Raw genomic sequence first — 25,816 nt, forward strand, 5'->3', positions numbered from 1 at the left:
GGATCGTGCGCGACGACGACTTCGTCCGCGTCTTCTCCGGCAGCGATCTGCCGGCGACGCGGAACGTGGATCCCACCGTGTGACGGCCCAGGTTCACAGCCACTCGTCGAGGGCAGCGACGAGGACGGTCGCCTCGTGGCGGACGGTGAGCTCGTCGTGGCACGTACCGACGGCACGGTGCCTCTTGAGGCGGTTGATCCCGCACTCCACCGCGTGACGCTCGTGGTGGTCGCCCGGGTCGAAGCGCGGTGGCCGGCCACCGCGGGGTCCCAGCTTTCGACGGTCGCGGGTCTGGTCGGCCTGATCGGGGATGGTGCAGTGAGCCCTTTCGGAGCGGCCACTGACCGGGGACAGACCGGTGTCCCGCAACGCACGACGCTCCTGCGCCGTCGAGGGAGGTGTTCGACGTCTCAACTCATCAGCACAGGAGCCTCGTTGGTTTCTCCTCTGCCGCACTCGACCTGCCGCACCCCTTGGTCGAGTGGCCATCCATGCTCATCGTCACCCGTGAGGGCGACCGCCGCTGCAAGCTCCCGCCTCACCGACGCGCCCTCGTCGGCCTGGTCCACCTGCGCCGACACGACACGCTGACGCGGATCGCCGTAGGCTCCGGCATATCCGTCGACACCGCCCACGCCAACGCCAAGGCCATCATCCAGCACCTGTCCGGCCTGGCACCGGGCCTCCTGCGAGTTCAGCGCGAGACGGCCCCGGATCACCTCCTGCCCGACGGGACGCTCGTCGAGCGCGCCTACACCGGCGCCGGCCCCTGGGTGACCACACCGACCAGACGGCTCCCCGGCCAGGACCCCACCACGACCCAACGGACGATCAACCGTGCCCTGTCAGCACAGGGGACCGCGGACTCGGTGGGGTGACACCGGTCATCAGCCCTGCTTCCTCGTCCGGCTCGCGGGTGATCGTGCCGCCGCCCCGCTCCGGCATCACGAGCGAGGGCAGCCGCAGTCCGCGTAACAGCCCGTCGAGGGCGAAGCTGTCGGCGTGGGTGTAGCGGTCGTACGGCGCCTGGGTGAACCGCTGGAACACCTTCACGTCGACGTCGCTTCCGCCGAGCCGGTCGCCATAGGTGAGGCCGGTAGGCCCCCAGGGACTCACCGGCTCCCTCGGCGAAGGCAACGTGAGTACGCCCGACTCCGATGCCCGGGCCCCAGACCAGCTTCGAACCCGGTGCGATCTCAAATGGGCGGCTCATTACCCCTCACATGTTTTTGGGTCTGGCCGGATATGCCGTCCGCCGCTACTGCATTCCCGCAAGGCAGGGGCCAGCCGTGGCTTGGTGCGCGGAGATGACGGTCCTGGTCACCCGGGGCGGCGGGGCACGGTGCAGGCGGGGGTGCCTCCCGGCAGCCGGTGGCGGTGGGCCGCGACGAGCCGGTAGACGCCTCGGGCGGCCCACCGCACGCCGGGCAGCAGGAGCACCGCGCCCACAGGTGCCCAGACGCCACCCGCGCTCAGGAGGGCCTTCGCCACGGCCCGGGCCCCGCCGTCCACCGTTCCCGAAGGTGTCACCCACAGCACCTCGTACGCGGCGCGCTCGGGCGTGACGCCGAGGGCGTCGAGCTCCGCGAACTGCCACGGAACGATCTCGCAGCGCGGCCGCACACGCCGTTCGGCGAAGTTCGCCGCAGTCGTGCAGAAGCCGCAGTCTCCGTCGTAGACGAGCACAGGCCGATAGCGCATACCTCCATCATGCTGTGCCGCGCCACCGGGATCACGCCGGGACCTCCCTCACCCTTCCCCCGCGCCGGTCTCGAAGCGGCGTGGCGCCGACGGTCCGAGGGGCGGGCGTCTGCCAGGGTGGAGAGGTGACGGCTGATGCGCCAAAGCCCGCCCGCACCCCCGACGGACGGTATGTGATCATCAACGGCCGGCGCTGGCGGGCCACGGACCCCGACCTGCCCGAGGACGTGGCCGCCCGGCTGCGGTCCCACCTCATGGCCGCTCGCCGCGCCGTGGCCACGGCCCGCCGCGCCCAGGACACGGCTGCCGAACGCGCAGCCCGCGACCGCGTGCACACCGCCAAGGTCGCCCTCGGCGAACGCGGCACGCCCTGGTGGGACCAGCAGGAGCCCGAGCGCCGCGCCCGCTGGAGCGACGGGCTGGCCGCACTCGACGGGGACGGTGACTAGTGCTCCAGCAGCGTTTTGCCGTCTGGCCTGGTCGGGGGCGCCGTCGGGAGTGCAGGGGGCGGGTGGGGTGCCGGTGGTGGTCTTGGCCGAGTGCCCCACCGACGGGCGGAAGAGGGGAGGGGCCGGGCTGCCTCGTGGAGAGCCTTTCGTCGTGATCGACGACCACGCGGACACGGCCTGGCATCGACCACCTCTTCGCCCAGGCCCCCGACGAGCATGGGAGACGATGTCCTGCGGCGAAGGCGCCGCCGTACCCGCCCTCGCTGCCCGATGTCGGTAGCCCCGGTGAACCGACAGGTCAGCAGCTCACCCAGAAGCCTCCGCGAGCCCCGGGCGGCGTGGTTTCACGGAAGTTGTGCCAGAACCGCTTGAAGCGAACGAAGCCACCGGCGTGGCAGCCGTCGCCACGGTCGTTCACGTGGCGTCGACGCCGCTGTACGCGGCCCTGGCCTTCGCGGCGGGCTGCGCCCCCACCTCGCGAAAGAGGCCGGTCAGGGGCGTTTCGCCGCACGGCTCGGAGTGAACCTGGCGCTCGACGCGCGGGGGCCCCGGCTGTTCTTCCGCTGCCGGAGCCCGCACCCGGCTCGCCGCCACGTTCCTGCCGGGCGCCGGTCACGTCGCGCTGGTACGTCATAGCGGCCGTGTCGACTCCGCGGCGAACCCTGCCCCGGCGTCCCACGCCACGTTGCGCCCTTCGCGACGGCGCTCGACGACGCCGTCGCCAGGCGACGATCACACGGAAGGCCTCACCCGAAGGCTCAGCGTGGCGAACGGGGCGAGCGGCCACACGCTCTCCGTCGACCCCTGCCGGACCACCGGCGCGTCCGTCGGCCGCTCGTCCATACGGACCGGGGTGAGCAACGCGCCTTCGGGCGCGCGCACCCGCGCCTCGCACGCGTCCGAGGTCGGGTTGGTGAGGCGCAGGACGATCCCGTCACCGTCCTCCGCGGGCTTGAGTACCCCCAGGAGCGCACCGTCGACGCGGATCGCCCCGGCGGCGGGCGCGGCGGTGCTGCCCGGCCGCAGCTGCCAGGCGCGCAGCGGCGTACGGAACGCAGCCGAGCGGCCGGCCAGTCGGGCATCCGTCGCCACGTCCGCGCCCAGCGCGAGCGCCAGCTCGAACCGCTGCGGACCCTGGCACTGCGCCTCCGGGGTGGGCAGCATCGGCCCCGCTCCGGTGGTACGGCTGCGCAGGTCGAAGCGGGAGAGCCAGCCGACGGCCCGCAGCAGCGTGACGACGATCTCCTGGTCGGCCCCGGAGGCGGTCTCCCCGGCCCCCAGCGCCCGCATCTCCGGCAGCCCCGGCGCGAACACCGCCGTGCGGTCCGCTCCCCGTCCGACCGCGCCCAGCCCCTGCACGGGCGCCGCGCCGCAGACGGCCTCATGGCCACGCTCGGTCGGCAACGGCCCCAGGTCGGGACGGACCGGGCGTTCGATCAGGCACCACTGCCCGTCACCGGTCCAGGTCTCCGTTCCGCGCGCGGTGGGCGCGTGGAACCGCAGGCGGTGGTCGCGGACCGTGTTGTCGAGTGCGATGTGCCAGCGAAGCAGCGGATCGCCGTGCCAGTGCGTGACCTCGATCCGTACCGGGACGGTCACCGTCTTCTCGTCCCGGCCCGAACGGTCGGCTGTCAGCCCGGCCGGCAGGTCGAGGACGGCGTCCAGCTCCAGGACCGTCCGCACGGCGGAGGTGCGCGTGCGGGAATCCACCAGGCGCGGAGTGACGACCGCGTCGCGGACCGGCGGGTCGTAGTTGTACGTGTCCCCGCTGTCCCCGCCGTCGGTGAGCAGGCCGAGACCCGCCAGTTCCGAGCCGTCGGCGCGGGTCAGGGTGAGGGAGGCGTCATCCGCCGCGGTCAGGACGCCACCGCCGGGAGCGGCGATCGAGCCCCCCTTCTCCGTCAGGGCGCCGGCCTCCTCTGCCGGGGCGTCGCCGAGGGTGACGCGCAGGACGGTACGGCCGAGGCCTTCCACCGCCGGGACGGTGAAGAAAAGCCGGTGGCGCAGTGCCGGGCGGGAGTCGGGCAGCAGGTCGAGGTCGGCCTCGAAGGCGGTCTCGGGGCCCAGGACCTCAGTCTCGAAGGGAACGGGCGCGCCGTCCGCGGCGGTCAGCGCGACGGGGTGGCGGTCGGGGGCGGTGAGCAGTTCGACGGTGACGGGGCCGCCGGTGGCGCCCGCGTGGGGGTTGAGGACCGCGAGGTCGGCGTGGTCGCGGACCGGGTCGCCGTACGCGCGCACGTCGAGCCCGGAGGCGAGCAGGGCGCGGCTGACGACGTGCTCGCCGAGCTGCCGCACCCGGTCGTAGCGGACCGCGTTCTCCCGGTGCACCTCGTCGACGCTGCATCCGCACAGCGAGTCGTGCGGCGCGTTGCGCAGCAGCAGCTCCCAGGCGTGGTCGAGGTCGGCGCGCAGGGTCCGGTCGTGCGGCGCGTACAGGGCGAGGGAGGGCTCGGCCCAGCGTTCCAGGAGGTTCTGCGCGGCGGCGTTGGCCTGCTTGAGGTAGGTGCGTGCGGAGAGCGTGCCGGCCAGGATGAAGGTCAGGTAGCCGGCCGCCTCGCGCAGTTCGCCCTCGACGACCGGCAGCGGACCGCCGCCGGTCGCACGGACCTCGGCGGCGGTTCTGGCGGCGGCGAAGAACTCTTCCAGGGTGCTCTCGCGCAGCACCGCCCCGGTGGCCTTCGCCCCGGGCGCGGCGTCGCGGATGCGGTCGCCGGGTCCGGTCGGGGCGAGGTGGTCGCCGCCGTTCAGGAGCAGCCAGGGGCCCCCGGGGAGCCGCTCGTGCTCGGTGGCGAGATAATCGCCGAGCCGGGTGGCGGCCGTGGAGGCGTTGTCGGTGACCGTGCCGGCGTAGGCGGTGGAATCGTCCTTCGCGTCGGCCTCGGCGTCCGGCCACAGCACCTCCGCGCCGTGGTAGCCCTGGTTGACGGCGAAGACCTCCGAGCCGTCGGGCGACCGCCAGCGGAATCGGGCCACGCCGTCGGGGGCACCGCGCCAGATCAGCGCGGTGTCCATGCCGAAGCCGTTGAGCAGCCGCGGCAGGTCGGCGGGGTGCCCGAAGGCGTCGGGCGAGTAGCCGACGCCGGCCAGGGTGCCCGTGGCCGACGCGTGGCGGCGGGCGGTGAGCAGGTTGCGTATCAGGTTCTCGCCGGAGACCAGCTGGTTGTCGGCGAGGACGTGCCACGGGCCCAGCGTGAGCCGTCCGGCGCGGGCGTGGGCGCGCAGCCGCTCGGCGAGGTCGGGACGCAGCGCCTCGACGTCCGCGAGGACGATCGTCTGGCCGTCGAGGTGGAAGGCCTGCATCCGGCCGTCGTCCAGCTCTTCGCATACACGGCTCGCCAGCTCCACGAGCCGGGCGCGGAAGGACTCGAACGGGCGGTACCACTCGCGGTCCCAGTGGACGTGGGTGACGACGTGGCATTCGGGTGCGGTGGTCATGCGGAGTGCTCCTGTGCGGGGTGGGTGGCCGCCGAACGGACGGATTGCTCGCGGACGGTGGCCGCGAAGCGCCGGGTGATGGACGCGGGGCGGGTGATGGCCCCGCCGACGACGACGGCGTGCGCGCCGAGGCTCAGCGCCCGGGCGGCCTCGTCGGGGGTGCCGATGCGGCCCTCGGCGATCAGGGGGACGGTGAGGGCGGGGGCGAGCGAGGCGATCAGCGCGAAGTCCGGTCCCTGCTGCGCGGTGCTGTGCTCGGTGTACCCGGAGAGGGTGGTGGCGACCGCGTCCGCGCCCGCGGCCTCGGCGGCCGTGCCCTCCTCGTGAGTGGAGACGTCGGCGAGGACGCCGACACCCAGCCGGTGCAGGGCTTCGATCGTCTCGGCGAGCGTCAGACCGTCACGGCGTGGACGCGTGGTGGCGTCGAGCGCGACGAGGTCCGCGCCCGCCTCCGCGATCCGCCTGGCGTGCGCGAGCGTCGGGGTGATGTAGACGCCCGTTTCGCCGTCCTTCCACAGGCCGATCACCGGGACGGCGACGGCCTGGCGGACGGCCTCGACGTCCTCGGGCGAGTTGACGCGGACGGCACGGGCCCCGCCCTCGACCGCGGCCCGTGCCATGCGGGCCATGATCTCCGACCCGTGCAACGCCTCACCGGGCAGGGCCTGGCAGGAGACGATCAGCGATCCGGCCAGCTCGTGCAGTGCGGCGGCGGTCGGGGCGGGCCGGGGGGCTCGGGTGGGTGACACCGGGTCCCTTTCGGTGGTAGCGGTCGGGGCTGCGGGGGCTGCGGTGTCAGACACGGGCACCGCCGGCAGTGCGTGCGGCCCGGTCGAGGGCGCGCTGTGCCAGGACGACGGCGAGGTCGCCCCAACTCATCTGCCGAGTGGTCGGGTCGAGGTCATCGAGCACGCGTCCCGGCTCGCCCCCCAGACGCGCTGCCGCCTCGTGGAGCGCCTGCCGGTCCGCGGCGTCCGCCGCGTCCTGCGGTCTCACGTCGAGTTCGGCGGCGCGGCGGCCGCGCAGGGCTCCGGCCGCGGCGAGCAGCTGGACGGCGACGAATCGCGGGTCGTCCGGCGGGACGTCGAGAGTCCAGGCGATCGGCACCCCGTCGCCGGTCAACCGCGCTTGCAGGAGCGTCAGTTCACGGCGGTCGCCGACGACCTCCGACGGGGCGAGCGACCGGGCGCAGGACTGCGCGGCCAGCGCGCCGGCCGCCTCGCCGACGGCCCACTCGCCCTGGTGCACCCGGTAGGCGGACGCGGCGACCTGGGTGGCGGCGAGGTTCTTGGCCGCCGCGAGCAGGTTGCCGGGCTCCGCCGCGATCAGCGAGGAAAGCGGCACCTGGAACGGCGCGGTGGGCGCGTACGCGCTCGCGGGGTGGCCGATCCGGCTGTGCAGGTCCATGTGGTACATCGCGAGCCCGCCGGAGTCCGGCCGGTTTGCCGCCCGCGCGAGGCCCGGCACGGGTTCCAGGTCCTGCTGGCGTACCGGGGAGCCGGTCCGCAGCCGGCGCGACTCCCTCAGGTACGGCTCCTCCGCGTAGCCGTCGGCTGTGCCCGCGACCTGCGGGGCGAGCGTGAGCCCGGGGTAGCCGCGACCGCTGCCGTCGTCGCGCGGACACTCCGTGCGCAGCCAGTGCAGGAACGCGGCGGACAGCCGCTTGGCCTGCTCGTACGCCTCCTGCGGGTGGTCGACCGACGAACGGTCGGCGTAGTCGTTGCCCGCCCAGTTGATCAACGCGGCGTCCCGGCCGCCCAGCACCGCGCCTTCGCGCAGCCGGCGGTAGGTCCAGAACGGCAGGTGGCCGTCGGGGCCGTGCTCGAACATCCGGTAGCGGTGCGCGCGGTCGTCCCAGCCGGCGATCTCCAGCGTGAACGGCTGGGCGTCGCGCCAGAGCGCGTAGCCCTCGGGTGCGGGGTCCGTGACCGGACGGGCGTCCGCGGCCGGGTCGTGCTCGACGACGAAACCGACCGTACAGGACTGGACCGCGCCGGGCTGCGGACCGCCGGGCAGGGCGAGTGGCTCGCCGTGGGCGTCGCGGCCCTCCGAGCCGACGACCCAGGGGGCGCCGGCGAGCGGCAGCAGGTCGCCCGCCTCGGTGGCGTCGCAGAAGACGTCGGCCACGAGGTCCGTCCCGGTCCCGTCGGCCGACCTCAGCCGGACGAACGCCAGCCGCCCCTCCTCCCGCCGTGCCTCGACCGGGACGCGGCCCCGGAGCACCGTGAGCCGCCCCTGCGCCACGTGGGGCGCGAGCAGCTCCTCGATCGCCTCCTCCGCGGCCGACGGCTCGCAGCACAGCCGGCTCACCCAGCCGCCGCCGGGGTTCGCGACCCCGTCGTACCGCGCCCGGATCAGGTCGCGGAACGCCCGGTACGACGCGGACACCCCGCCCGTCTCGACGTGCGGGTGTTCGTCGAGCGCCGGGACCAGCTGGGTCGTCGCCTGGCCGCCGAGGCGGTCGAACCGAGCCGCGAGCACCACCCGGCGCCCGGCCCGCGCCGCCGCGAGCGCGGCGGCGACGGCCCCGAGGCCGGATCCGATGACGGCGACGTCGGCGTGGAGTGCGGGGGCGGTCGTGCTCATGCGGTGGGCTCCTCAACGGGCCGGTGGGTGGCGGTGCGGACATCGAAGTCGACCTCGAAGGTGCGGTGCCAGGGCAGATGGACGCTGCCCGGGTCGACGCGCGCCCGGAAACCGGGCAGTCGTGCCGCGTACGCGCCGAGCCCGGCGGCCAGGCGCGCGCGGGCCGGGTGGTCCTCGGGGACGTGGTCATGGCGCCCGGGAACACTGCCGAGCCCGGCGCGGACCTCCGCGCGCAGCCGCGTCATGTAGCCGTGGTCCTCCACGAACCGGTGGGCGAGCAGGTCCAGGTGGGCGCGCTCGTCGAACCGCCCGGCCCGCCGCGCGGCCACGGCGGTCACCGCGTGCGCGACGACCGTCCCGAGCGTGTTGCCGGCCGTGTTCCAGCCGGCGTACGCGGTGAGCCGGTGGGCGGTTCCCGTCCGCAGCAGCGCGGCGGCGAGGAGCGGGTCCGCCCCGTTCGGCTGCGCGCAGTCCGCCACCGCGACCGCGCGCCCTTCGCGCACGTACGCGGCGGCGCGCTCCGCCAGTGCCTGCGCGGTGCCTTCGGCTGCCGCGTGGCGCTTCGGGAGCGGGCCCGTGGCCCAGTCGCCGTCGCCGTCCGGGGTGTGCACCAGCAGGACCAGATCCGCGTCGTCGTCCTGGAGGACCGCTCCGCACGCCTCCACCTGGCCCGCCGCCGTCCTTCCGACGGGGACGTTCTCGTAGGGCGCCACCTGGTCGAGCCCGCTCGCGTCCGCCGCCTCGATCCGTACGGTCACGGGTCCGGCGTCCAGCAGACCGAGCAGCGTGCGGGCCACCAGCGTCGACGTCGCCTCGTCCGCGCCCGGTCGCACGGCGACCCGCTCGTCCGCCTCCAACCGCGTGCGCCAGAGGCCCAGCTGCCGCAGCTCTGCCGTGGCCACCGCCCACGGGGCGGTGTCGTCCGCCCCCACCACCAGGCTCTCGAACACCCCCTCCGCGGCGAGTTCGAGCGCGGTCAGGTTGAGCGCGTGGTTGCGCAGCCTGCGCCGCGCGAAGTCCGACCGGACCTCCTGCGGCACGGCCTTCCGCGCCGCTTCCAGGCCGTCCGGCTCACCCCGCTCCTCCGCACGGTGCAGCGCGGCCGACAACCGGTGCAGCGCCGGGCCGTGCGGGTCCCAGTACTCCGGTTCCTCCATCGCGTCCTGCGAGTCCGGCGTCCGCGTGACCAGCGTGACCCCGTGCACCGGCGCGGCGATTCGCCGCAGCACCTCCCACCGTGCGGCGACCTGCGCCACCGTCGTCGCCCGCGTCCTCGACGCGATCAACCCGCCGTGCCCCAGCGTCTCCAGACTGACCACCGCGGCGTCCGCGCTCCTGGCGGTTGCCTCCAGCCACTTCCCGAGCCCGTCCGCGTCGCCCGGCTCACGCAGCCGCGGCATCAGCGCCGCCGGCGGCACCAGCGTCCTCGCGCCCGCGACGGCGGCGATCTGGGCGGGGAGGCGGGCGCAGGCGGGGCGGTCGTCAAGGGGGAGGAGGGCGATGGTGTGCACGGGGGCCTCGGCTTTCGGGCGGGTGGTTACCGACTTGCGGGGGGAAGCGGGGCGGGCGGGGAATCCCGGCCCGGCCGGCGTTCGAGGCGACCGGGGGCGGTCCGGTGGCGCGCCGACGGGCGCGGCGGCGCCCGCCGAGGGACGCGTGGAAGGGGCGGGCGGGGGGAGACCCCGGGCGGGCCCCGGCGGAGGTCACCCCGTGCGCCGGGGGGCGAGGGACGCGGCGCCGAGGAGTACCGCCTCGGCGCCGAGCGCGGCCGGGACGACGGGGACGGTGCGCAGGAGGGGGAGGACCGAGGCGGTGAGGGAGGCACGGAGGGCCTCCTCGTACCAGGGCCCGGCGTGGAGCACTCCGCCGGAGACGACGATGACATCGGGGTCGAGGGTGTTGACGACGCCCGCCAGGGCCGCACCGAGCGCGGCGCCCCCGCGCCGGAGGACGTCCCGCGCCGACGCGGACCCGGCGGAGGCTTCCGCGGCGACGGCCCGTAGGTCGGGCGCCCCCGCGAGCGCGGCCATCGCCGGCCCGGACGCGACCGCCTCCACATGCCCCAGTGCCCCGCAGGGGCACCGCAGCCCCTCCGCCGCGGCGACCGGCACATGGCCGAGGTGCCCGGCCGCCCCGTTCCCGCCCCGGACGACCGCTCCGTCGACGGCGACCGCGCCACCGATCCCCGTACCGGCCATGACCGCCACCGCACCGCGCGCGCCGCGGGCCGCCCCCGCCGCGAGCTCCCCGGCCAGGAACGCCTGCACGTCACCGAGGAGCACGGCAGGCGCCCCGAGGGCGTCCTCCAGGAGCACGGCGAGCGGTGTGCCCGCCCATCCCGGCAGCGCGTCGGTCGCGGAGGCGATGGTCCGCCCGTCAGGGGCGACGACCCCGGCCGTGCCGACACCGACGCCGGTCAGTCGTCCACGGACGGAGGCCGACTCGCCGAGGACGTGCCCGGCGAGCTCGAGGACACCGGCGACGACGGCCGAGGCCCCGTCGGCGGCGGGGGTCGGCGCCGACGCCCGCGCGAGCACCGCGTCACCCTCGTCGAGGACGGCGACCGCCGTCTTCGTCCCCCCGATGTCGACGCCCAGCCGGAGGCCGGGCCCCCCGGCCGACCGGGCGCCGGAGCACGCCGCCGTGGTCGCGGCCGCCGCCCCGACGGACGGGGTGGGAGCGGCCGCGCCGTCCCGGGTGGTGCGCGTGGTCACGTCCGTCGCTCCCTGCTGATCGTCAGGCGGTAGTCGTAGCGGTCCGCCCGGTAGAGGCTGACCGCGCGCTCGACGGCCCGCCCCCGGATGTCCCGGGTCACGCGCTCGACGAGCAGCGCGGGGAACTGCGGCGGCACCCCCAGCAGCGCGGCCTCGCGCGGGCCCACGACGGTGGCGCGGATCGTCTGGTCGGCGGTCTCGGGTGCCGCGCCGGCCCGCTCCAGCCAGCCGTAGAGGCTCTCGGGCTCGCCGTGCTCGACGAGCCCGGGGACGATCGCCTCCGGCAGCCAGACGTTCTCCAGGCACATGGGCTCGTCGTCCGCCGTCCGCAGCCGCTCCAGGTGGACGACCGGCGTGCCGGGGACGAGGAACAGGTCGCGGGCGCAGTCGAGGTCCGCCCCGGTGCGCTCCAGGACCAGCAACCGGCTGTCGGGGACCATCCGCCGGTTGCGGATGTCCTCGGAGAACGAGGTGAGGTGCAGCGTCTTGCTGATCGTGGCGGGGGCGGCGACGAACGTCCCCGCGCCCTGCACCCGGTAGACGCGCCCCTCCTGGGTGAGCCGCTCGACGGCGCGCCGCACCGTCATCCGGCTCACCGAGTAGAGCTGCATCAGTTCGCGTTCGCTCGGCAGTGCCTCGTGAGGGGCGAGCCCGTCGTCGATCAGTGCGGTGAGCGCGGTGCGCAGCGCTTCGTGCTTGGGCTCGCGCTCGGCCGGCGCGCCCGCCGCCGCACCATCCTTCCGCGTGACTTCGTCGCCCGTCCCCGTACCGGTGTTCATCCCTTGACCGCCCCTTCGCCCACGCCTCGGAAGAAGAACCGCTGCAGCGTGAAGAAGAGAACAAGCAGCGGAACCACCGCAATCATGGTGCCCGCGGCCACGACCCGCTGGTCATTGGTGAACGTGCCGGAGAGGTACTGGATGCCCACCGTCAGCGTGTAGTTCGCCGGGTCGTTGAGCACGATCAGCGGCCACAGGAAGTCGTCCCAGGCGAAGACGAAGCTGAAGATCGCGACGACCGCGATCGTGCCCTTCACCGACGGCACCGCGATCCTCCAGTACCGCTGCCACTCTCCGGCGCCGTCCAGGATCGCCGCCTCCTCCAGCTCCTTCGGCAGTCCGAGGAACGCGTTGCGGAAGAGCAGGATCGACAGCCCGGTCGCGGCCATCGGCAGCATCACTCCGACCAGGGTGTCGTTGAGACCCAGCGACCGCATCATCAGGAACTCCGAGACCATGATGGACTCGAACGGGATGATCATGGTGGCGAGGAAGATTCCGAACGCGATCTTCCGCCCCCAGAACTCCATCCGGGCCAGCGCGTACCCGGCCAGCGAACCGAACAGACAGTTCGTCGTCGCGCACCCCACCGCGACGAGCAGCGAGTTGAACGCGTAGGAGAAGACCGGGACGGTGTCCGCTGCCTTCGCGTAGTGCTCGAGCGTCGGGTGGCTCGGAAGCAGCTGTGGCGGGTACCCGAACACGCTCTCGCCCGCGCCCTTCAGCGACGTCGACAACTGCCACAGGAACGGTCCGACGGTGACGACGAGCACGAGCAGCAGCAGGACGTACCGCACCCCCGTGCCGCCCGCGGCGCGCAGCCGCGGTGAGCGCGGCCGGGGGGCGCCCGGAACCGGGGGCCGGTCCGTGTTCGTCGCCGCGGGACGTACCGCGGTGGCCGGCCGGTTCGTGGTGGGCGCGCTCATGCCTGCTGCTCCCGGGAGTTGAGACGGGTGACGAACACGGACAGACCCAGCGTGCCCAGGAAGAGCGCGAGGCTCATCGCGGAGGCGTACCCCGCCTCCCCGCTCAGCCCGAGGCCGGCCTCGCGGATGGTGTAGACGATCGTGCGGGCCTCCCCGCCCGGCCCCGCGCTGCCGTCACTGAGGGTGTGGACCTCCGCGAACACCTTCGCCGACGCGATCGCCGACAACGTCCCCACCAGCACCATCGTCGGCCTCAGCAGCGGCACGGTCACGCTCATGAACCGGCGTACCGCCCCCGCGCCGTCCACTTCCGCGGCCTCGAGGAGCGACCTCGGCACGTTCGCCAGCGCGGCCAGGTACACCACCATGTAGTATCCGAGCCCCTTCCACACCGTCATCGCCATCGCGCTGAACAGCAGCAGCGTCGAATCCGTCAGGAACGGCAACGGCTCGGTCACTATCTTCAGGCCGCGCAGCATCGAGTTGACCAGGCCGTCGCTGGACAGCAGCCACGACCAGATCAGCCCCGCGACCACCATCGACGCCACCACCGGCGAGTAGAACACCGCCCGGAAGAAGCCCACGCCGGCGATCTTCTTCTGCACCAGCACCGCGACCAGCAGCGGCAGGACGACCATCAGCGGCACCACCACCACGATGTACAGCCCGGTGTTCCGCACGGAGAGCCAGAACTCGCTGTCGACCAGGAGCCGTTCGTAGTTCGCGAGCCCCGTGAACCGCCCTCCGCCCAGCGTGCTGGCATCGGTGAACGACAAGACGATGGTGTTGCTGAACGGAACGATGAAGAAGGTCACCGCGATGACGAGCGCGGGAGCGAGGAACAGCCAGGGGGCGTACCAGCGTCGGCCGGTCACGGATCCTCCAGGGGGTAGGGGTGGAACTTCGTCGCAGCCGCGAGGCGGTCACCGTCGGGCGCGACACGATCTCCGCCGAGCTCGGCACCGACGACGACCGGACCGGCGTTTCGAGCCACAGTCCGGAGGCCGGCAACCGCGGGAGAGCCGCGGACGCCCCGTTGCCGACCGGACGAGGCCTGCGCAGAGAGCCGGAGTCCCCGCCCGCGGGCGGGCGGGGACTCCCACAGGATCAGCCGGTGATCCGGTTCGCCGCCTCGACCGCCTGGTCGAGCGCGTCCTGCGGGGCGAGCTTCCCCTGCAGGGCCAACTGGACCTTGCCGACGACCGCCTTGGTGACGCGCTCGTCGTACTGCACCGGCACCAGGTTCTCGCCCTTGGTGATCTGCTCCGCCGAGATCTTCCGCGCCTTCGCCTCCGCGGACCCGTCACCCGCGTCGGTGAAGAACGGGTCCTTCAACGCCGCGGAAACGGACGGCAGCACCGTCACGATCTTCGAGAACGCCAGCTGGTTCTCCGCGTTGGCCATGTACGCCGCGAACGACACCGCCGCCGCCTGGTTCTTGCTCGACTTCGGCACGAGCAGCCCCATGACGGACATGTTGGTCGCACCCGAGGCACCGGTGATCTGCGGCCCGACGCCGGTCGCCTCGGCGATCTTCGGCGCGTTCTCCTTGATGATCGTCAGGAAGTTCGGCCCGGACGGCAGGACGCCGATCTGACCGGCCTGGTACGCCTCGGTCGCCTTGCTGTGATTCTGCGTGAGCGAGTCCTTGGGGAACACGCCCTTCTTGTACGCGTCGGCCAGCTTGCCGAGATACGCCGCAGCCTCGGGCGTGTTGAAGGTCCACTTCTTTCCCGATTCGTCGAGCAGCGGCACACCCTGCTTGGCGAGGTCCGTGATGAAACGGTTCTCCAGCGCCGGGTGCAGGCCGTACGCCCTGCCCTTGCCCGCCTTCGACAGCTTCTCGCCCGCGACGAGCAGCTCGTCGAGGGTGGCCGGCGGCCTCTCCGCGTCGAGGCCGGCCTTCTTGAACTGGTCCTTGTTGTACATGGTGACCTCGGAGGTGAGGTACCACGGGATGCCGAAGGACCCCTCCTTGCCCGGGACGGTGAACGCGTCCCAGGCCCCCGGGACGTAGTCGGCCTTGACGTCCTTCGCCGCCTCGTCCATGTCGATGAACAGGCCCTTGGCCTCGAGTGCCTGGGCGAACTGCGGGTTGAGGTTGACGACGTCGGCCATGGTGCCGGCGACCGCGTTTGCCGTCATCTTCTCCTGGGCGCCCTCGAAGGGCACGTCCACCCACTGGACGTCGACGCCCGGGTTCTTCTTCTCGTAGGAGGCGATGACGCCCTCGATGTACGTGGTGAACGTCGGCTTCAGCTGGAGCGTCTCGAAGCGGACGGTGCCCTTGAGGGCGGCGCCGGGCTTGTTCGCGGCCTGGGTGCCGGTACCGCCGTCCGTGGAACCGCCCAGGCCGCAGGCGGTGGTGAGGATGCCGAGGGCGGCGGCGACGGACGCGAGACGGGTGCCTCTGCTGGAGGGCATGACGCTCCTAGGGAAGTTCCGGACACCGGCCGGAGAGGGAGAGGGTCTGCGACCTGTGTCGCACTGCGAGAAGTGGTCCGTACCACTTGATGGGCAAGAGTCTGATGAGGGTTTGATGCCGCGTCAAGAGGCTCACCGGATCTTTCTACGCCGGCACGTTTCCGCCACGCGTGCCGTCCGCCCGAGGGCAGTCGAATGGATTCACCGGGTCTTGCCAGCGCCAGCTCATGCGTGGCTTGATGTGCGCCGTAACTCCCGCTGTACCCAATGAAGGGAACAACGCGCGATGTCTCACCTCCCCAGCCGGCGCCGCCTCCTGCTCACCGCCCCCGCCGCGCTCGCCACCGTGCTCACGGCCCGTACCACTGCGGAGGCCATGGCTGCCTCAGGTACGAACCACTTCGCCAGGCTCACCGCGGCGGCGACCGTCATCGGCGAGAGCCAGTGGACGGCGGGCACCCCCACGGCCCCCGGCCCGACCGTCACGCGGGAACTCCTCCGGCAGCTACCCGGCTCGATGGCGGGCCCGGAACTCGTCGTCTCCAACAACCCGGAGACCGTCACCGGCCCCGGCTGGCTGATGCAGCACGCCCGCACCACCTCGAACCGGGGCGGCAGCGCCCGCGCCCTGTCCGGCACCTTCCCGCTGTACCTGTACCACCAGAACAGCACCGGCGGCACCGCCTACCTGCACGTCCTGGTCTCCAACCCCGGCACCTCGGCGGTGACGGTGAGCGCTCGCGGCTCGGCGTGGACGAACGCCGACAAACCGCTCGTCCAGGACCCGGCCGCGCGCGCCGGCACCGGGCCCTGCCACGCCGTCTCCGCGGACTGGGCGGCGGGCGACCTGCGCACGTACCTCTCCTCGACCTCCGTCGACGCGAAGAAGGTCGTGCAGGCCGCGCGGATCCAGATGACCGGCTCCATCCTGGACGGACTCCTGGAGATCACCGCGAGCGGCGGCGTGTACACCTACACCGTGGTCACGCGGGACGGGAACCTGAACACGGCGATCAACTACTCGCAGAACGACGGCAACGCCGCCACCGGCAACATCATCGGCCAGACGGACACGACGTACGGCCGCGAGGCGGGCGTCTACGGTGGCTCGCGCTGGGCCACCGGCCTCACCACGATCGACGTCCCGGCCGCGGGCCGGCATCTCGGGTTCGCGCTCAACACCACCGTCCGCCAGGTCGCCGCACTCGACCAGACCGCGCCCGCCACCGCGGCGCTCGGCGACTCCTCCCAGCGCAGCTGGGGCAACTACGGCGCGCGGTACTCCGTCGAGTTCGCCCTGCGCAACACCAGCGCGCAGTCCCGCACCGCGCGCCTGGTATTCGGCTCGAACGTCACCGGCTCGACCGACGTTCCCGGCAACACCTGGAACGGAGCCATGGCCGTCTCCGTCGACGGTGCGGCCGCCCAGCTCCAGACCGTCTACGTCCGTCCCACCGTCCCCCGCGACACCATCGGCACCTACACCCTCGCCGCCGGCGCCACCAGAACCGTGAAGCTCGACTTCACCGTCCCGGGCCTCATCACAGCGGGCTCCCAGCTCCTGTTGGAGAGCGTCTGAGCCCTCGTCGTGCACCCGCCCGAGACGCCGCCACCATGCAGCACAGGCGGCACGGGTGGCGGCGCGTCCAAGACCTCGGCCTCCACATCCCGGACGAGGACTACGAGGCGCCGAAGCCGCGCTGACCTGCAAACCGCCTGGATGCGCGCGCCCACGACCCCTCTGACCACCGTTCCCGGCGCACCTGCACACCGATGAGACCCACGGTGATCTCCGTCTTCGTGTTCGAGATGACGCTCATTCGGCCTTGGCCGGCGGGTCATGTGAGTTCATGACCGGTCCTTCGCCGGGCCGGTCATGTGCCGGGGGGTCTGCCCCATCGCGAGTGGCCGCTTCTGGCGCCGCACCTGCCACCTTGGCTTTGGCGGGGGCGACGAGGGGTGGGAGGTGGGCTCTCCGGCGTTCGTGGCTCGCCGCTCCAGGCCAGGCCGGATGCGCGTGGCTGCGAGCGGCGCTACGGGTGACGGAATCGGCCAGGGGATCCGGAAGGGCTTCCGCCCGCTCGGTTATGACCGTCACGTGAGGAGTCTTTTAGGACATATCGCAGCCGTGAAGGGGGGCATTCTGAGCGCATGACGACCGACCTGCCCGCCCGGATGCTCCGCCTGCTGTCCCTGCTGCGGACCCGCCGCGAATGGTCCGGCGCCGAACTCGCCGAACGGCTCGGCGTCACCACCCGCACCGTGCGCCGCGACATCGACCGCCTGCGCGAACTGGAATACCCCGTGGAGGGCACCACCGGCCCCGCCGGCGGCTACCGCCTCGCCGCGGGCGCCGCGATGCCGCCGCTGATCCTGGACGACGACGAGGCCACTGCCACCGCCGTCGCCCTGCGCACCGCCGCAGGCCGGCTCACCGGCATGGAGGAGACCACCCTGCGCGCGCTCGCCAAACTCGAACAGGTCCTCCCCGCCCGCCTGCGCGCGCAGGTCGCCGCCCTGCAGCAGTCGACCGCGACCATCGAATGGGAGCGGCGTGGCCCGCGCACCGACCCCGCCACCCTGACCGCACTCGCAGCGGCCTGCCGCGACTACGTTCCGCCCGCAGAGTACGAGGAAGCCCTCCGGCGGAACCAGGAGCAAACCCCGCAGCCCGCCTGAGCCAAGATCACCGGCTCCCACGAAACTCGGGGCAGCACATGTGACAACAGGGCCTCCTGGAACAGCTCTTGGTTTCAACAACCACTGAGCCACCGAGAGGCCCTGCCTTCATGCGCGCATCACCGGAAGATCACCAGGTCAGGATCCCTGTTCGACCCACACGTTGCATGACCGTTGGAGACACGGCTCCTAGCTCTCCGTGCTCCTGGTGAGCACCAGGGACCACGACCCATCCGGAGTGCCGAACGCCACCTTCCCTCCGCCGCGCGCGTAGAGCTGGACACCGGAGACCTCCCCGATGCCGCGCTCATCGATGTCCAGGTAGACGAAGTCGCCGGCGGAGCTGTCGACGAACTCCCATTGGCCGTGGAAATTGGCGGGATCGGAGTGCGAGTCCGTCGACAGATCAGTGGCGGTGAACGTGCCGTCGGATTCAAGCCGGATCTCGCCGCCGGTCTCGTTGTTGCGGTACAGGCCGGGCAGGTCCTCGGCGTCGACCCGAGCCGTGCAGCCTGTGGTGAGTACCGCGGAAGCGGCCAGGGCGGCGGCGAACCAGCGTCCGCTCGTCAGCTTGCCCACTAAGGTCCCAGCGTCACGTTGAACTCGACAACCACGGTCATGGTCGACCCGGGGCCCGAGTCGCCGCTGACCCAGTCGATCAAACCGTTGATGGCCTTACCGGCGGTCTCCTTGTACCAGTCCTGGTACCCGATGACAGGCGGGCGGGTCGCGGACTCGATGCTCTGCTCGCTGTACGCCGTGTACCGCCACACCACGCTGCCGTCCGCGTTCTTCCGGATGGGAGTCATCCGGATCTGCTGTGAGCCCAGGAACGCGTACGCGGAGTTTCCGGTGTACCCGGTCAGGAACTGGTCTGCCGGGCCCGTGATCCCGGCGTCTCTGAGCCACTTCAGGCCCTGGAAGCCAGCGAGACTGTAGTCGTACATGTACGTGTGGCCCAGCTCGTAGTCCCCGGACCGCACCCGATCGGCAAAGAAGCCGAGGGCCTCACTGGTCCAGGGATGCTCGCGGTAGATCCTGGTGAACTCGTCGTCCGGGCCGAAACACTGGGACCGATCGCCGCCCCCCGTGAGCCAGCTCCACCCCAGCTCAAACGGGGTAGCGCCGTTTCCGGACGCGATGGGCTTGCCGAACGGCGTCAGACAGCTCTCGGCTCCGACCGGAAGGCGGTTCTCGCCGGAGCCGACGGGAACGGTCGCGTTGTCGATCGCGTTCTGGATCGCCTGGCGCCACGCGGCCTCGGCGACAAGACGGTAGGCCTGAGTCGCGGCCTGCGCGGCGGCGACGGCGTCCTTGCCGGCTTCGAATGCCTGCTTGCGGGCGATCGTCGCCGAGACCGCGGCGTCCGTGGCGTATCGCGCGGCGGTCTCAGCGGACCGCACGGCTCGCGTCGCGGCCTGGCGTGCCACGCTGCTCGCCTTGAGCGCCGCGGCGGCTGCGTTGCTCGCGATCAGGGCGGACTGCGCCGCTTCGGCCGCGGACCTCTCGGCGGCATCGGCGTTGTCACGTGCTTCCTGTGCGGACTTCGCCGCATCCTCGGCGTAACCCTTGGCGAGGTTGGCCCACTCGGTCGCCTTGTCAGCGGCCTGGCGTGCGATGGCGGCGGCCTCGGAGGCGCGGGCCGCGTCCTCCTGCGCATTCGCTGCGATCTTGGCCGCGCGTGCGATCGACGCGCGGACCGCGCTGATGTGCGTGGCGCGATCGTGGTCGATCCGCGCGAAGTCGTACTGAGTGGTCGCGATGAACCGGCGGAGCATGAAGGTGTCGCCCTCGAGCGCGATCTGCGCCGCCGCCTTGGTGTAAGGGCCTCCGGTGGCGAGGAGCGCGGACGCGGCCACCCGGTCATCCTCGCGTACGGCCGCCTCGCGGCCGACCCACAGAAAGGCGTGCACGGCCTCGGCGGTCCCCGCGTCCAGTGCGGCCGCTGCCTCGCTTCGCACCCTCGTGCCGCTGCTGGGGTCGGCCAGGATCCTGGCCACCTCGACCCGGTTGTCATCAGCGGCCGCCTCGACCGATCCGGTCTCCAGGAACGCCTTGATCTTGGCGGGGTCTTCGGTCTTCAGAGCCGCCGCGGCCGCCGTGGCCACGGCCTGCGTCGACATTGCGGCGAGCGCCGCGACGTTCTCGACGTTGTCCTGCTGCAGCGCGAGGACGCGGTCGGTTGAGATCCAGTTGACGACGTCCTGGTCCGAGCCGGCCAGCGCGTACTCTGCTGCCTGACGGGTCCAGGTCCCCGCGCCCTCCAAGAGGCGGACCGCCGCCTTGCGCCCGGCCGCCGCGGCCTGCTCGATGGTTCCGTTCTGCAGTGCTGATTCCGCGGAGCTGATGAGCGCCCGGAGCTCTTCAGAGAGGCGTGCTTCCTGGGTCCGCTCCCGGTTGAACCGTTCGAGCTCGTTCGACTCCGCTTGCGCCGCGCGCCGTGCCTGCTCGATCGCCTCGCTGGTCTCCTCGGCCAGGCTCTCGGCCTCGGCCTGGCGGGCCAACTGCTCGACGTCCCGCGCCTTGGCGACCGCGTCGGCGGCGGCCTTCGCCGCCTCGACAGCGGCGTTGGCAGCCAGCGTGGACCGGTTGGCGTAGTCGACCGCCTCACCGGCGTGGGCGGCCGCTTCCTTGGCCGCGGCCGCGGCCTTCTCGGCGTGATCGGCGGCACTGTTGGCCGCGTCACGCGCCACGCGGGCGGCGGCGGCCGCCTGCCCGGCCAGGTTCCGCGCCCTGCCCGCCGCCTGGGTCGCCCTGGCCGCGGCGGCGTCCGCTTCGGCGGCGGCCCGCTTCGCGGCAGCGGCCTCGGACTGGGCTGCTCCGGAGGCCACGGCCGCGTCGGCCGCCGCACCGGCGGCCTCGGCCGCGTTGATCGCCGAGCTACGGGCGGCGTCGCCCGCCCGCAGCGCCGCGTCGGCCGACGCGGCCGCGAGGTCTGCCTTGGCGGCCACCGTGCGCACGAAGCTCACCAGCTTCAGCGCGACGTCCGCCGCCGCGGCGGCCGCACCCGCCATCGCCCTGTCCTTGGAAGCGGCGATCGCGGCACGATACGCATTCGCCGCAGCGCGTCCCGCCGATGCCGCAGCCGCGGCAGCGGCGTTGGCGGCAGCCACCGAACGCTGTGCCGCGGCCTGTGCCGTCCGTGATGCCGACACCGCGGTCGACGCGGCCGCGGCCGCGCCCATGGCCGCCTGCGCGGCCTTCCCCGCCGCCTTGGCCGAGCGTGCGACATCCTGCTCGGCGGCCAAGGCCTCGGCCTTGGCCTCCAACGCCGAGGCCTTCGCCTTCTCGGCGGCACTGACTGCCTGGCTGGACAGCTCGACAGCCTCTTCGGTCTTCAGACTGGCGCGGCGTCCTTCCTTCTCCACGACGTCGACCAACTGCTGGATCGTGGCCGATTCCTCGTCGCGTGCCCGGGCGATGTACTGACCCGTCTCCAGGAACCACCGGATGGCCCTGGCCGACCCGTCGTCCATGGCCCGACCCGCGTACTCACGCACCTGTGGTGACCCTGAGGCGAGGATGGTCATGACCTGCACACGATCGTCCTCCTCCTGTGCGGCGAACCGCCCGTCACTGAGGAAGGCGCGCAACGCGAAGGGGGAACCGGCCGCCAGCGCGGCTGATGCATCACGCTTCACAGCCTTGGCACCGTGGGCCTGGACCGTACTCACGGCCACCCTGAGATCCTCGTCCACGGCAGTCTGGAAACCGCCCTGGAGGAGGGTCTCGATCGCCGCGTCCCCGCCGGACAACGCCGCACCGATGGCGTTGCGCGTCGCCATGCCCGCTGTGGCCAGGGACTCCGCGAGCGCGAACCTGTTGTCCTCGGCCCAGGCCACAGGTGCCTTCTGATCGAGGAACTCCGTTATGTCCGCGGCGGAGCCCGCCAGCGCCGCGGACGCCGCGGCGCGGACGGCCCGGCGGCCCGATCGGTACGCCCAGACCACCTTGCCGCGATCGGTATCCGGAAGCCCGGATCCCTCGGGCACCGCCGGCATGCCACCCGAACCGCTCGCCGCGTACGCAGGGCGCGTCCCGAACATACCGGTGGACAGCACGCTGCCGGCCGCTACCCCGGTGAAAATGGCCAGCGCCTGACGCCTGCTCAACCCCCGCCGTGATTGCTGTGACATCACGACTCCTTTCCACTCTCACTGTGTCTATCCGACCCGTACTCGCCCCGATGGCGCGGCACGGTGCCGCCCGCCCGACGCGTTGCCCGGACAGATACGCAAATAGCGCGCAGGTGCTGTCCGGGCGTCGAGGCAGCATGATCCCAACACCCATTCAGTTAAACGTCAATTGGATGGCAATGCGGGGTGCGGATCCATGGCTTGATCCGTGACGATTGTTCCGTTTTCTCGGGGAATCGACTCCATCATTCATGATGGATCGCAAAGCGCGACCCATCCAGCAAACTGGAAGTTTCGACTCCAAACATCTCTCGATGGAATTTCTATTCGCGTGTCCAATCCCACACATTCACGAAGGTCACGCCTCCGAACCTTCACGGTTCCCTCACGGCCGTCCCTACAACCTTCGTGCGGCCGGCCGTCTCAGCGGGCGAATTCGCCAACACTGCATGCCCGCTTCCGGTTTGCCCTGCTGGACATGTGGAGGGATTGAGCTCTTGAATGAGGCGCCGCAGAAAGCCGCTTCAGCTCGCCTGGATGAATCCGCACACCTCGCCAGGTGGGCTGAAACGGCCTGCGCGGAAATATCGGCAGCCGTCATCCCGGCTGCACCCAGGACTTGCTCGAATTTCCCTGAAGCAGCGTGGAGGCGCCCGGTCGGGACGCGTCGCCATGCATAGATGAAGGGGATGAGGCACCTGACCTATAAGAGGGAACTGCACATGAAACTCGTCACTCGCATCATTGCGACGGCATGTACCGCCGGATTGGCGGCCGTGCTGTGGACGAATTCGTCGGCGGGCCGGCCGACGGGGAACACGGACCCCGTGGCCGACGCGGCACCCGGCTATGCCGTGGAGGACTACAACTACCCGAACGCGGACAAGATCCTCGCCGAGAAGAACATCGTCCTGAAGCGGGGCGACGGGCACATCGTGCTGGCCGACTGCGCCGGCGAGACCGGACTGCTCGAGGTCTGGGCCCGCAGCAAGGAGAAGATCTGCTTCAAGGTCACCGGGAACAGCGGCTGGCTGACGCTCGAGATCCCCTCCGTGTACGCCGTCAGGGGCAGCGTCGACCAGAGCGCCCAGGTCGACATGACGGTCGGCACGGAGGAGAAGTCCTTCGACGTAGCCAAGAACACCTGGACCGCGGTCGGCGAGAGTGCCGACCCCGAGGGCCGTGACCACATGCTCGTCGAGATCCGCACGTCCAAGTAGGAACGTCAGACCGCCTGTTCACCCCTTGGATCCCGCAGCAAGGAAACAACTCATGCAGCACTCCCGAGGTCTCCGCCTGGCCGCGCTCGGCGCAGCCCTGATAGCGGCTCCGCTGGCGCTGTGCGCCCCGCTCGCCTCCGCAGTCACCGGCACGCCTGTCGCCGACTCCGACACCACCTACGCCTACACGGCCCAGATCACCGTCGGCCCGCACGACCGCGGCTGCTCCGCCGTCCTCGTGGACGCCGAGTGGCTGCTGACCGCGGCGAGTTGCTTCGCCGCCGACCCGGCCGCTTCGCTCGCCGTCCCGGCCGGGGCCCCGCAGAAGAGCACCACCGCGATCATCGGCCGCTCCGATCTGTCCGGCACCCAGGGTGCCGAGCGGCGCGTGGTCGAACTCGTCCCGCGTACCGACCGCGATGTCGTCCTGGCCCGCCTCAACAGGCCGGTCACGGGCGTCACTCCGGTGGCGCTCGCCGCGTCCGCGCCGGCAGCGGGTGAAGAGCTGAAGTTCGCCGGTTACGGCCGTGACAAGACCGAGTGGGCACCCCTCAAGCTGCACACCGCCGCCTACACCGTCGACTCGGCGGCCGCCACCTCGGCGACCGTCACCGGCAAGGACGGCGCGGCCGCCTGCATGGGCGACGCAGGCGGCCCCGTCGTACGCGCCGGCCAGCTCGTCGGCCTCAGCAGCCAGTCCTCGCAGGGGGGTTGCTACGGCATCGACCCCGCGCAGACCTCCACGGCCGGTGTCATCTCCCGTGTCGACGACCTCAAGTCCTGGATCGACGGCAAGGTCGGTGCCACCCGGATCGTGGACTTCAACGGTGACGGTCTCGAGGACATCGCGATCGCCGACCCGGCCGGTACGGTCGGCACCGACACCACCGCGGGTCTGGTGCGGATCGTGTACGGCGGGGGCAAGGGCGTCGCCGAGATCAACCAGGACCTCGACTGGGTGGCGGGGGGTGCCGAACAGGGTGACTGGTTCGGTGACTCCATGGACACCGTCGACTGGAACGAGGACGGCTACACCGACCTCGTCGTCGGCACCACCCTCGAGGACGTGGGCACCGCCGCCGACGCGGGCTTCTTCGACATCCTGTACGGCGCCCCGGGCGGTATGGGCACCGGCGCGCTGAAGAGCACCCACTTCGAGCAGGGCGCGGGTGACGGAGCGATCAAGGCCGCCACGCCCGAGGCGGGCGACCGGATGGGCGACAACGTCGTGGCCGGCACCACCGCCACGGGCGAGCCCTACATCGTGGTCTCGGCGCCCGGCGAGAAGGTGGGCACGATCACCAAGGCCGGCGCGGCCTTCTACCTGCGCGGCTCAGTCAACGTCGCGATCCACCAGGACAAGACCGACGTCCCCGGTGCGGCCGAGGCGAACGACGGCTTCAGCACGTCTCTGGCCGCCGACTCCAACCACATCGCGATCGGCGCACCCAATGAGGTCATCGGTGGCGACGCCGCCGCGGGCAACCTCGCGGTGTTCAGCCACACCCTGCACGCCGACGGTCACCCCAAGCCGCTGTTCGGCCTCGACCAGGACCTCGACACCGTCTCCGGCGGCGCCGAGGCGAACGACGACTTCGCCTGGTCGCTGTCCCTGACCGACTACCGCCCCTCGGGCTCGGCCACCGCCAACGAGTCGATCCTCGCGATCGGTTCGCCAGGTGAGGCCATGTCCACGGACGGCGGCGCCACGCAGAAGGCCGACGCGGGCCGCGTCGTGGTCGGCCGCGTGACCGCCGCGGGCACGTGGAGCGAGACGCGTCAGCTGTGGCAGGGCACCGACGACGACGACGTCTCCGGCACCGCCGAAGCCGGCGACCGCATGGGCGAGAGCCTGACCGCCGTCAACACCGCCCCCCGTGCCGTGAGCACCGGCGCCACCATGCGCCTCGCCGTCGGCACCCCCGGTGAGGCCCTCGGCACCACCGACAACGCCGGCGCCATCCACACCTTCTCCCTGGTCGCAGCGGCCGGCACCAACGACCGCTGGATCGAGGCCGGAGACGGCGACGGCATCCCCGGCACCCCGGGCGCCAACCAGTACCTGGGCCGCAACATCCACTACACCGGCACCAAGCTCTACGTCGGCATGCCCTACGGCCCCGGCCTCGGCGCCCTGTACGCCCTGCCCATGTCCAACACCATCACCGGCGGAACAGTCGCACCGGTGACCGTGTACAAGCCGGGCACCGCCGGCCTGCCCAACACCGGCACCCGCTTCGGCGCACAAGCCCGCTGATGTAGGCGTCCGCCGCTGGCCAGCCGACCGCTAGGCGTCACACCGGCTGTCCAGCGGCCCCGCGAGGACATGGGCCGGCAACGGCACCACTACCGACGGACGCAAGGTCGATCCCCCCTCGCGGCCATCAGCGCGGGCATCGCGATCAACAAGGAACCCCAGGTTGGTCACCGATCGGGTGTCGGCCGAGGACGGAGAGCAGGCGAGGCCTTCGGACAGTGGTCCGAGACGTCTAACGTCTCAACCGCTGCGACCGGAGGCCTCGTCGGTCATCCATCCTGCCGTACTCGACCTGCCGCACACGCGCGCGCGTGGAGTGGGCCACGATGCTGATCGTCACCCCCAAGGGCAACCGCCGGAGCAAACTACGACCTTCGCAGTGCGCCATCATCACCCTGGTCCACCTGCGCGAGCACACCACCTGCGCGAAGCTCGCCGCGGGCTTCCGGATCAGCGAGGGCACCGCCCACACGTATGTACAGAGCGTGATCAAACTCCTCGCCGCGAGAG

Annotated in this window: 17 protein-coding genes and 3 pseudogenes; 7 read left to right on the forward strand and 13 right to left on the reverse strand. The window is 72.1% G+C overall.

Going from position 1 to position 25,816, the window contains the following annotated elements; genetic code table 11:
• Window positions 1–491: 491 nt before the first annotated feature.
• Window positions 492–851: pseudogene (locus ACF1ED_RS36315) on the forward strand (transposase family protein); the annotation flags it as partial.
• Here ACF1ED_RS36315 and ACF1ED_RS36320 read toward each other — a convergent pair.
• Both ACF1ED_RS36320 and ACF1ED_RS36325 read right to left on the reverse strand, forming a co-directional pair.
• Window positions 832–1,116 carry a DUF6086 family protein gene (locus tag ACF1ED_RS36320; protein WP_391767635.1) on the reverse strand — a complete coding sequence of 95 codons (285 nt, stop codon included), beginning with the start codon at window positions 1,114–1,116 and terminating at the stop codon, window positions 832–834. The pseudogene ACF1ED_RS36315 and the gene ACF1ED_RS36320 sit on opposite strands and share 20 nt — an antisense overlap.
• A gap of 204 nt (window positions 1,117–1,320) precedes the next feature.
• The gene (locus ACF1ED_RS36325; RefSeq protein WP_391767636.1) at window positions 1,321–1,701 is read right to left on the reverse strand and encodes a thiol-disulfide oxidoreductase DCC family protein; all 381 of its coding nucleotides are present in this window, start codon (window positions 1,699–1,701) and stop codon (window positions 1,321–1,323) included.
• A gap of 125 nt (window positions 1,702–1,826) precedes the next feature.
• Between ACF1ED_RS36325 and ACF1ED_RS36330 the strand changes: the two genes are divergently transcribed.
• A complete protein-coding gene (locus tag ACF1ED_RS36330) occupies window positions 1,827–2,150 on the forward strand; it encodes a hypothetical protein (RefSeq protein ID WP_391767637.1) in 324 nt (107 codons plus the stop codon).
• Between the two features lie 732 nt (window positions 2,151–2,882).
• On the opposite strand, the gene ACF1ED_RS36335 is transcribed toward ACF1ED_RS36330, so the two are convergent.
• The 9 genes from ACF1ED_RS36335 to ACF1ED_RS36375 all read right to left on the reverse strand — a co-directional run bounded on the left by ACF1ED_RS36335 (window position 2,883) and on the right by ACF1ED_RS36375 (window position 15,014).
• Complete coding sequence (locus ACF1ED_RS36335; RefSeq protein ID WP_391767638.1) at window positions 2,883–5,585, reverse strand: hypothetical protein; 2,703 nt, start codon at window positions 5,583–5,585, stop codon at window positions 2,883–2,885.
• Entirely contained in the window at window positions 5,582–6,334 is a 753-nt protein-coding gene (locus tag ACF1ED_RS36340; RefSeq protein ID WP_391767639.1) for an N-acetylmannosamine-6-phosphate 2-epimerase, read from the reverse strand. Before ACF1ED_RS36340 ends, ACF1ED_RS36335 begins: the two co-directional genes overlap by 4 nt.
• Before the next feature lie 46 nt (window positions 6,335–6,380).
• Window positions 6,381–8,171, reverse strand: a complete 1,791-nt coding sequence (locus ACF1ED_RS36345; RefSeq protein WP_391767640.1) for an FAD-dependent oxidoreductase — start codon at window positions 8,169–8,171, stop codon at window positions 6,381–6,383.
• Window positions 8,168–9,682, reverse strand: coding sequence for a DUF4127 family protein (locus ACF1ED_RS36350; protein WP_391767641.1), 1,515 nt, complete (start codon window positions 9,680–9,682; stop codon window positions 8,168–8,170). Before ACF1ED_RS36350 ends, ACF1ED_RS36345 begins: the two co-directional genes overlap by 4 nt.
• 192 nt (window positions 9,683–9,874) lie before the next feature.
• Complete coding sequence (locus ACF1ED_RS36355) at window positions 9,875–10,885, reverse strand: ROK family protein (RefSeq protein ID WP_391767642.1); 1,011 nt, start codon at window positions 10,883–10,885, stop codon at window positions 9,875–9,877.
• On the reverse strand, window positions 10,882–11,664 hold the full coding sequence (locus ACF1ED_RS36360) for a GntR family transcriptional regulator (RefSeq protein ID WP_391767643.1): 783 nt from the start codon (window positions 11,662–11,664) through the stop codon (window positions 10,882–10,884). The genes ACF1ED_RS36355 and ACF1ED_RS36360 overlap by 4 nt, the downstream gene beginning before the upstream one ends.
• A complete protein-coding gene (locus ACF1ED_RS36365; protein ID WP_391767644.1) occupies window positions 11,661–12,590 on the reverse strand; it encodes a carbohydrate ABC transporter permease in 930 nt (309 codons plus the stop codon). The genes ACF1ED_RS36360 and ACF1ED_RS36365 overlap by 4 nt, the downstream gene beginning before the upstream one ends.
• Window positions 12,587–13,465, reverse strand: a complete 879-nt coding sequence (locus ACF1ED_RS36370; RefSeq protein ID WP_391767645.1) for a carbohydrate ABC transporter permease — start codon at window positions 13,463–13,465, stop codon at window positions 12,587–12,589. Before ACF1ED_RS36370 ends, ACF1ED_RS36365 begins: the two co-directional genes overlap by 4 nt.
• 232 nt (window positions 13,466–13,697) lie before the next feature.
• Window positions 13,698–15,014: an ABC transporter substrate-binding protein gene (locus tag ACF1ED_RS36375; protein WP_391767646.1), complete on the reverse strand. Its 1,317-nt coding sequence runs from the start codon at window positions 15,012–15,014 to the stop codon at window positions 13,698–13,700.
• Window positions 15,015–15,300: 286 nt separating this feature from the next.
• Here ACF1ED_RS36375 and ACF1ED_RS36380 point away from each other — a divergent pair, with 286 nt between their 5' ends.
• Both ACF1ED_RS36380 and ACF1ED_RS36385 read left to right on the forward strand, forming a co-directional pair.
• On the forward strand, window positions 15,301–16,593 hold the full coding sequence (locus tag ACF1ED_RS36380; protein WP_391767647.1) for a DUF3370 family protein: 1,293 nt from the start codon (window positions 15,301–15,303) through the stop codon (window positions 16,591–16,593).
• A gap of 572 nt (window positions 16,594–17,165) precedes the next feature.
• Window positions 17,166–17,624 (forward strand): annotated as a pseudogene (locus ACF1ED_RS36385) (helix-turn-helix transcriptional regulator); the annotation flags it as partial.
• A 258-nt stretch (window positions 17,625–17,882) separates the two neighbouring features.
• Here the strand turns inward: ACF1ED_RS36385 and ACF1ED_RS36390 are convergent.
• Both ACF1ED_RS36390 and ACF1ED_RS36395 read right to left on the reverse strand, forming a co-directional pair.
• On the reverse strand, window positions 17,883–18,272 hold the full coding sequence (locus ACF1ED_RS36390; RefSeq protein ID WP_391767648.1) for a hypothetical protein: 390 nt from the start codon (window positions 18,270–18,272) through the stop codon (window positions 17,883–17,885).
• A complete protein-coding gene (locus tag ACF1ED_RS36395; protein WP_391767649.1) occupies window positions 18,272–21,829 on the reverse strand; it encodes an ALF repeat-containing protein in 3,558 nt (1,185 codons plus the stop codon). Before ACF1ED_RS36395 ends, ACF1ED_RS36390 begins: the two co-directional genes overlap by 1 nt.
• A gap of 722 nt (window positions 21,830–22,551) precedes the next feature.
• Between ACF1ED_RS36395 and ACF1ED_RS36400 the strand changes: the two genes are divergently transcribed.
• The 3 genes and pseudogenes from ACF1ED_RS36400 to ACF1ED_RS36410 all read left to right on the forward strand — a co-directional run.
• A complete protein-coding gene (locus ACF1ED_RS36400) occupies window positions 22,552–23,049 on the forward strand; it encodes a hypothetical protein (protein WP_391767650.1) in 498 nt (165 codons plus the stop codon).
• Window positions 23,050–23,101: 52 nt separating this feature from the next.
• The gene (locus ACF1ED_RS36405; protein ID WP_391767651.1) at window positions 23,102–25,306 is read left to right on the forward strand and encodes a trypsin-like serine protease; all 2,205 of its coding nucleotides are present in this window, start codon (window positions 23,102–23,104) and stop codon (window positions 25,304–25,306) included.
• A 247-nt stretch (window positions 25,307–25,553) separates the two neighbouring features.
• Window positions 25,554–25,816: pseudogene (locus ACF1ED_RS36410) on the forward strand (transposase family protein); the annotation flags it as partial.

The organism is Streptomyces sp. NPDC014656 (genome assembly GCF_043084305.1).
GTDB lineage: Bacteria > Actinomycetota > Actinomycetes > Streptomycetales > Streptomycetaceae > Streptomyces.

Bases quoted from the DNA above. Each gene is read 5' to 3' on its own strand.
- ACF1ED_RS36325 (WP_391767636.1), bottom strand. From the start codon at position 1,701: ATGCGCTATCGGCCTGTGCTCGTCTACGACGGAGACTGCGGCTTCTGC.
- ACF1ED_RS36335 (WP_391767638.1), bottom strand. From the start codon at position 5,585: ATGACCACCGCACCCGAATGCCACGTCGTCACCCACGTCCACTGGGAC.
- ACF1ED_RS36345 (WP_391767640.1), bottom strand. From the start codon at position 8,171: ATGAGCACGACCGCCCCCGCACTCCACGCCGACGTCGCCGTCATCGGA.
- ACF1ED_RS36360 (WP_391767643.1), bottom strand. From the start codon at position 11,664: ATGAACACCGGTACGGGGACGGGCGACGAAGTCACGCGGAAGGATGGT.
- ACF1ED_RS36365 (WP_391767644.1), bottom strand. From the start codon at position 12,590: ATGAGCGCGCCCACCACGAACCGGCCGGCCACCGCGGTACGTCCCGCG.
- ACF1ED_RS36375 (WP_391767646.1), bottom strand. From the start codon at position 15,014: ATGCCCTCCAGCAGAGGCACCCGTCTCGCGTCCGTCGCCGCCGCCCTC.
- ACF1ED_RS36380 (WP_391767647.1), top strand. From the start codon at position 15,301: ATGTCTCACCTCCCCAGCCGGCGCCGCCTCCTGCTCACCGCCCCCGCC.
- ACF1ED_RS36395 (WP_391767649.1), bottom strand. From the start codon at position 21,829: ATGTCACAGCAATCACGGCGGGGGTTGAGCAGGCGTCAGGCGCTGGCC.
- ACF1ED_RS36400 (WP_391767650.1), top strand. From the start codon at position 22,552: ATGAAACTCGTCACTCGCATCATTGCGACGGCATGTACCGCCGGATTG.
- ACF1ED_RS36405 (WP_391767651.1), top strand. From the start codon at position 23,102: ATGCAGCACTCCCGAGGTCTCCGCCTGGCCGCGCTCGGCGCAGCCCTG.